Source organism: Pseudomonas fluorescens, assembly GCF_005938625.1.
In the GTDB taxonomy this organism is placed as follows: domain Bacteria; phylum Pseudomonadota; class Gammaproteobacteria; order Pseudomonadales; family Pseudomonadaceae; genus Aquipseudomonas; species Aquipseudomonas fluorescens_BD.
In genome coordinates, this window is the sequence record NZ_VCNJ01000023.1 from 142258 (window position 1) to 148257 (window position 6000).

7 protein-coding genes are annotated in these 6000 nt (G+C 59.2%); 5 read left to right on the top strand and 2 right to left on the bottom strand.

Annotation, left to right across the window (positions count from 1 at the left end; genetic code table 11):
- The first annotated feature begins 100 nt into the window (after nucleotides 1-100).
- The 5 genes from FGA82_RS15235 to FGA82_RS15255 all read left to right on the top strand — a co-directional run bounded on the left by FGA82_RS15235 (nucleotide 101) and on the right by FGA82_RS15255 (nucleotide 4215).
- The gene (locus FGA82_RS15235) at nucleotides 101-583 is read left to right on the top strand and encodes a DUF4822 domain-containing protein (protein ID WP_141127697.1); all 483 of its coding nucleotides are present in this window, start codon (nucleotides 101-103) and stop codon (nucleotides 581-583) included.
- A 15-nt stretch (nucleotides 584-598) separates the two neighbouring features.
- A complete protein-coding gene (locus tag FGA82_RS15240; protein WP_141127698.1) occupies nucleotides 599-1027 on the top strand; it encodes a hypothetical protein in 429 nt (142 codons plus the stop codon).
- 171 nt (nucleotides 1028-1198) lie between these two features.
- Nucleotides 1199-2167 carry a 2-hydroxyacid dehydrogenase gene (locus FGA82_RS15245; protein ID WP_141127699.1) on the top strand — a complete coding sequence of 323 codons (969 nt, stop codon included), beginning with the start codon at nucleotides 1199-1201 and terminating at the stop codon, nucleotides 2165-2167.
- A gap of 190 nt (nucleotides 2168-2357) precedes the next feature.
- Nucleotides 2358-3425: a phosphotransferase family protein gene (locus FGA82_RS15250; protein ID WP_141127700.1), complete on the top strand. Its 1068-nt coding sequence runs from the start codon at nucleotides 2358-2360 to the stop codon at nucleotides 3423-3425.
- A gap of 22 nt (nucleotides 3426-3447) precedes the next feature.
- Entirely contained in the window at nucleotides 3448-4215 is a 768-nt protein-coding gene (locus FGA82_RS15255) for an SDR family oxidoreductase (protein ID WP_141127701.1), read from the top strand.
- Between the two features lie 122 nt (nucleotides 4216-4337).
- On the opposite strand, the gene FGA82_RS15260 is transcribed toward FGA82_RS15255, so the two are convergent.
- On the bottom strand, nucleotides 4338-4988 hold the full coding sequence (locus FGA82_RS15260) for a trimeric intracellular cation channel family protein (protein ID WP_249384248.1): 651 nt from the start codon (nucleotides 4986-4988) through the stop codon (nucleotides 4338-4340).
- Complete coding sequence (locus FGA82_RS15265) at nucleotides 4973-5185, bottom strand: hypothetical protein (RefSeq protein WP_141127702.1); 213 nt, start codon at nucleotides 5183-5185, stop codon at nucleotides 4973-4975. The genes FGA82_RS15260 and FGA82_RS15265 overlap by 16 nt, the downstream gene beginning before the upstream one ends.
- Nucleotides 5186-6000 lie beyond the last annotated feature (815 nt).

Consider the following 6000-nt stretch of genomic DNA (forward strand, 5'->3'; position numbering starts at 1 on the left):
AGCGACTACCCAGCCATTGAACATCATTCAATGGCTGGTCTATATTTTTATCGCCCGAACTCGAAGATTGATAATTAAAGTGTGATCAAGGGGACACAGCATGCAAAAGAACATGATGACCGGCCTGTTATTGGCCGCACTGCTTGCGCCGCTCGCCAGCGCCAACGCCGATGTCCGCGAGCTGGCTTCTTCGCCGCGATGGCTGACCACCAAGGTCTATATCGACGGCGCCCCGGAAACCGATGTCAAGGCGAAGTACCCCGGCGTCGTAGGCATATCGACGTGGGATCCCGAGCGCAATCGATATGAGTTCTTTTACACCGACACAGGCGAGTCAAAGTACAACAATGGTGGTGGCGGTTATTTCTTTGTCACCGGCGATCAGAAAAAGCACATTCTTGTGCCGGATATCGGCCCGACCAAAACATTTGTCAGGCGCCTGGAAACTTTGAACAACCGTGAGTTTACTTATTCCCGGGAAGTACCCCGCGACATGGTCGACAACAATCCCCTGGTTCGCATTCATGTCGTTCACGCGCCCTATACCGGAACGATAGAAACCAAGTCCGCCATCAAACAATAAAACCAGGAGTTCAATATGCAAAAGTCACTTAAAAGCCTGCTGATGTCGACGTTACTGATTTCTTCCGTCTATTGTGCCGGGGTCAGCGCGCAAGCCGCCAACCAGCCCGCAAAAAATGCCGTCGCCACTGCCGACAACGCGATGATGCTGACCGTATTTCTGAAACATGATCAAACCCGACCGTTAAGTGAACTCAAGGCCCAGCTCGCGCAACAGGGTTTCCATAAAACATTTCCTCCGGCCGGAGTCGAGGTGGTGAGCTGGAACATCATGATGGGGATCGGCCAGGTCGTTACCGTGCGCTTTCCTGTCTCGCGTCTGGCGGAAGTCAACCTTGCGCTGGAGAGCACCGCATGGGGCAGTTACCGTACCGAGTTTTATCCGACCTACGATATCAAGCCGCTTGCGATGGCTGAACAAGCCAAAGCCCAAGCGGCCCAATGATGCCAACAGCACACCGGATCACCGGTGTGCTGCCTACCCTTGCTTCTTGCCCGAAGCCGTCCAGAATCAAAGCACCACCGCGTGAATGACAACGATTGCCAAGCCGCTGCGGATTCAGCACTCTGAAACGACTTTCGCGACCTACCCGCCGCCGATCACAGGAGCCGCGCAATGCCCGCAACCGTTCTGGTACTGGTTGAAACCATCAATGACTACTTGCCCATTCTCGAACATCAGGGCTTTCACCTGATCCTCGCTCCCACGCCCGCCGAACGTGCGCAAGCCATCGCCACCCACGGCAGCCGTATCGACGCGGTGCTGACCCGTGGCCCGCTGGGCCTGACCGCCGATGAAATCGCCGCCCTGCCTGCGCTGAAAATCATCACCGTCATCGGCGCCGGGTACGAGCACGTCGACCTGCAGGCCGCCAGCAACCGTGGTATCACCGTCACCAATGGTGCCGGGGTCAACGCTTCGTCGGTGGCCGACCATGCAATGGCAATGCTGCTGGCGCTGGTGCGGGATATTCCGCGTTGCGACGCTGCGGTACGCCGCGGTGAATGGCCGAAAATCATGCGTCCGTCGCTGGCCGGCAAACGCCTGGGCATTCTCGGCCTGGGCGCCGTGGGCATGGCGATCGCCAAACGCGCCAACCTCGGCTTCGACATGGAAATCAGCTACCACAGCCGCCAGGTGCGCAGCGATGTGCCTTACGCGTTCTGCTCGACGCCGACAGAACTGGCGCGGGCCTCGGACTTTTTGATTGTCGCCACGCCCGGAGGCATCGGCACACAGCATCTGATCACCCGCCCGGTACTCGATGCGCTCGGACCGAAAGGTTTCATCGTCAACATTGCCCGCGCCAGCGTTATCGCCACGGCCGATCTGATCACAGCCCTTGAACAACGCCGGATTGCCGGCGCCGCACTGGATGTGTTCGACCACGAGCCGCAAGTGTCGGATACGTTGAAAACCCTGAGCAACGTGCTGCTGACGCCCCACGTCGCGGGGCTGTCACCGGAAGCGACGCAAGGTACGGTGGAACTGGTGGGCAAGAACCTTGTGGCATTCTTCTCGGGCGAACCGGTGCTGACGCCCATCGCACTTCCACCGAAACTCAACAACCAGCGCGTGCACTGACCAACATCCGACTGCTGCAGAAACGCCCCAGCCTGCGGCGGCTTGTGCATGGGGCTTCTGCGCTTATTCGGAACGCTGATTATCCGGCAACACGCTAACCTATAAGACCGGCCCGCGCTTGTGAGCAATCGGGCGCGCCATTAGATTAGCCAATGATGTCTGGCCTCCAAAATAAGCAGAAGGGATAAGCATGGCGCTTACTGACCAGTCCACCCGTATCCGCTCTGGCGAAGAACTCGATGCCAGCCTGATCGATCCGTACCTCAAGGCACATATTCCGGGCCTCAGCGGCACACCTGCGATCAGCCAGTTTCCCGGCGGTGCGTCGAACCTGACCTACCTGCTGGAATACCCGGAACAGGAATTCGTCCTGCGCCGTCCGCCGTTCGGCCACAAGGCCAAATCTGCCCACGACATGGGCCGTGAATTCCGCATCCTCAATCAATTGCGCGACGGCTTTCCGTTTTGCCCGAAAGCCTACGTGCATTGCACCGACGAATCGGTGATCGGCGCCGAGTTCTACGTCATGGAACGGGTCAAAGGGATCATCCTGCGCTCGGAGCTGCCGCCGGAACTGGGCCTCGATGCTGCGAAAACCGAAGCCTTGTGCAAAAGCTTCATCGACCGTTTCGTCGAACTGCACCGCGTCGATTACAACGCCTGCGGCCTCGGCGACCTGGGCAAACCGGAAGGCTATGTCGCGCGCCAGATCAAAGGCTGGAGCGAGCGTTACGAGAAGGCCCTGACGCCCGACGCGCCACACTGGGAAAAGGTCAAAGCCTGGCTCAATGACAAGATGCCGGCCGACCACCCGACTTCAAGCATCGTCCACAACGACTATCGCTTCGATAACGTCATTCTCGACCCGCACAACCCGATGCAGATCATCGGCGTGCTCGACTGGGAACTGACCACCCTCGGCGACCCGCTGATGGACCTGGGCAACACCCTCGCCTATTGGATTCAGGCGGACGATCCAGCGCCGGTGCAACTGATGCGCCGCCAGCCGAGCCACGCCCCGGGCATGCTCACCCGCCGTGAATTCGTCGATTACTATGCCGAACGTTCGGGCGTCCAGATCGACAATTTCGACTTCTACTACACCTACGGCCTGTTCCGCCTGGCCGGCATCGTGCAGCAGATTTACTACCGCTTCTACCATGGCCAAACCCAGGACAAACGCTTCGCGCAGTTCATTCACATGAACAAACTGCTGGAGCAGATGAGCTTGCAGGTCATTGCGAAATCGAGCCTCTGACGGCCCACACCCAGGAATCCTTATGTCCAAGACTCAGTTGTTCGACCTCGACGGTAAAATCGCTTTCGTTTCCGGCGCCAGCCGTGGCATCGGTGAAGCCATCGCCAAACTGCTCGCCCAGCAAGGCGCTCATGTCATTGTTTCGAGCCGCAAACTCGACGGCTGTCAGCACGTTGCCGATGCGATCATCGCTGCTGGTGGCAAAGCCACCGCAGTGGCCTGCCACATCGGTGAAATGGAGCAGATTGCCCAAGTGTTTGCCGGCATCAAGGAACAGTTCGGCCGCCTCGACATTCTGGTCAATAACGCCGCGACCAACCCACAGTTCTGCAACGTGCTGGACACCGATCTGAGCGCGTTCCAGAAGACTGTCGACGTGAACATTCGCGGCTACTTCTTCATGTCGGTCGAAGCCGGCAAGCTGATGCGCGAAAACGGTGGTGGCAGCATCATCAACGTCGCGTCGATCAACGGCATTTCGCCGGGGATCTTCCAGGGCATCTACTCGGTGACCAAAGCGGCGGTGATCAACATGACCAAGGTGTTTGCCAAGGAATGCGCGCAATTCGGCATCCGCTGCAACGCCCTGCTGCCGGGCCTGACCGACACCAAGTTCGCCTCGGCACTGGTGAAGAACGATGCGATCCTCAAGCAGGCACTGACGCAGATCCCGCTCAAGCGCGTGGCGGATCCGAGTGAAATGGCCGGTGCGGTGTTGTACCTGGCCAGCGATGCGTCGAGCTACACCACCGGCGTTTCGCTGAATGTCGACGGTGGATTCCTGTCCTGATCCCGGGCAAATGATTAACCCTGTGGGAGCGAGCTTGCTCGCGAATGCGGTATGCCATTCAACAAATATGTTGGCTGACCTGGCCCCTTCGCGAGCAAGCTCGCTCCCACAGGGGATGTTTGTCAGGCGATGACTTTGGGCAGTTGCCAGCCAAAATGCACCGACAGCAAACGCAACATCAAACACCCCGCCCCCGCCAGCAACGCTGCCGCTACCGGTGAAACGCCCAACCTGCGGGCGGTGATCAACACCGCCGCACCGACAAACGCAGAACTCGCATACAAATCCACCTGCAACACCACCGGTATCCGCGCCAGCACAATGTCGCGAATCACCCCGCCACCGACGCCGGTGATCGTACCCATCAGCATCGCCACAAACGGCGTGATCCCGAAATTCAACGCCTTCTGCGCACCGGCCACGGCAAACAGCGCCAACCCCGCTGCGTCCAACACGATCAGAGTTGAACCGGACCAGCCCAGTACCTGCTCATGAAAGACAAACGCCAGTCCACCCATGAAAAACGCCAGCGCCGGATAGCGCCAGTCGGCCACGGCATTGGGTGGCGTCGCGCCAATCAGCAAGTCACGGGTAACCCCGCCGCCGAGGGCGACGATAAACGCAATCACCATCACCCCAAGCAGATCGAGCTGACTGTGCATCGCCGCAATGGCACCTTCGACGGCAAACACCGCAGTACCGGCGAGGTCGGCCACCAACACAATCCGCTCAACCCGGGACTTGCGCCCCGCCGACGCTACTGCGTGACGCAACGGGTGGTGGTGATGTGGCGAGTCACCTGCCCTTCAGCGTACACATCACCGGCGACCTCGGTGTTTTCGAGTACCTGACACGTACGCTCCGGCGGTGGCGGCGGTGTTACCGGCGCAGGTGGTGGAGGACTGGAACAACCCGCCAGCAAAACGACAAAAAAAGCCAACGGCAACACGCGTTTCCCAAGATTGTTCATAGGACGACCCGCGATGAATGGAAGAGCAACTCCCGCGACCCAACCGACCACGGAAGACCTGACCACTCATTCTTTATAGCCGAGCACCCTGCAAGCGCCAGTGAATCGGCCGGATCGGAGGGGTTTGGCTGTCGATTTTGCGTTGGAATCAGCGAGGGTTGGCAGGCTGGGATTCGCTTTGCCAGACAGGCCGCCTTCGCGAGCAGGCTCGCTCCCACAGTGGAACCGAGTACATCTGCAAGAAACGGGTCGGCTGCCAGGCCGCCTTCGCGAGCAAGCTCGCTCCCACAGTGGAACCGAATACATCTGCAAGAAACGGGTCGGCTGTCAGGCCGCCATCGCGAGCAGGCTCACTCCTACAGTTGGAATGAGTACATCTACAAGAAACAGGTCGGCTGTCAGGCCGCCATCGCGAGCAAGCTCACTCCTACAGTTGGAATGAGTACATCTGCAAGAAACAGGTCGGCTGTCAGGCCGCCTTCGCGAGCAGGCTCACTCCTACAGTTGGAATGAGTACATCTGCAAGAAACAGGTCGGCTGTCAGGCCGCCTTCGCGAGCAAGCTCGCTCCCACAGAAAAGCAAAAGCAAGGCAGCTCCCACCTCGCATCGCTTTGGCTCCTCACCACTCAACAGGATGAGCGTTAGCTCGGCTGCGGCTTTTGATCTGTAGGGCGACGTCGGAAGGCTGAGTGGAGGGATTGATCCGGGCGTGGGAGCGCAGCGACCGTTTGGCGAAGCCAAACACAGCGAGAGGAGGTGCAGCGAAGCAAACCGTAGGCGCTGCGCCCGGATCGATCCCGCAGCGAAGGAACCC

What these genes read in the sequence shown, in the direction of transcription:
- FGA82_RS15235 (WP_141127697.1), top strand. Translation starts at nt 101, where the DNA reads ATGCAAAAGAACATGATGACCGGCCTGTTATTGGCCGCACTGCTTGCG.
- FGA82_RS15240 (WP_141127698.1), top strand. Translation starts at nt 599, where the DNA reads ATGCAAAAGTCACTTAAAAGCCTGCTGATGTCGACGTTACTGATTTCT.
- FGA82_RS15245 (WP_141127699.1), top strand. Translation starts at nt 1,199, where the DNA reads ATGCCCGCAACCGTTCTGGTACTGGTTGAAACCATCAATGACTACTTG.
- FGA82_RS15250 (WP_141127700.1), top strand. Translation starts at nt 2,358, where the DNA reads ATGGCGCTTACTGACCAGTCCACCCGTATCCGCTCTGGCGAAGAACTC.
- FGA82_RS15255 (WP_141127701.1), top strand. Translation starts at nt 3,448, where the DNA reads ATGTCCAAGACTCAGTTGTTCGACCTCGACGGTAAAATCGCTTTCGTT.
- FGA82_RS15265 (WP_141127702.1), bottom strand. Translation starts at nt 5,185, where the DNA reads ATGAACAATCTTGGGAAACGCGTGTTGCCGTTGGCTTTTTTTGTCGTT.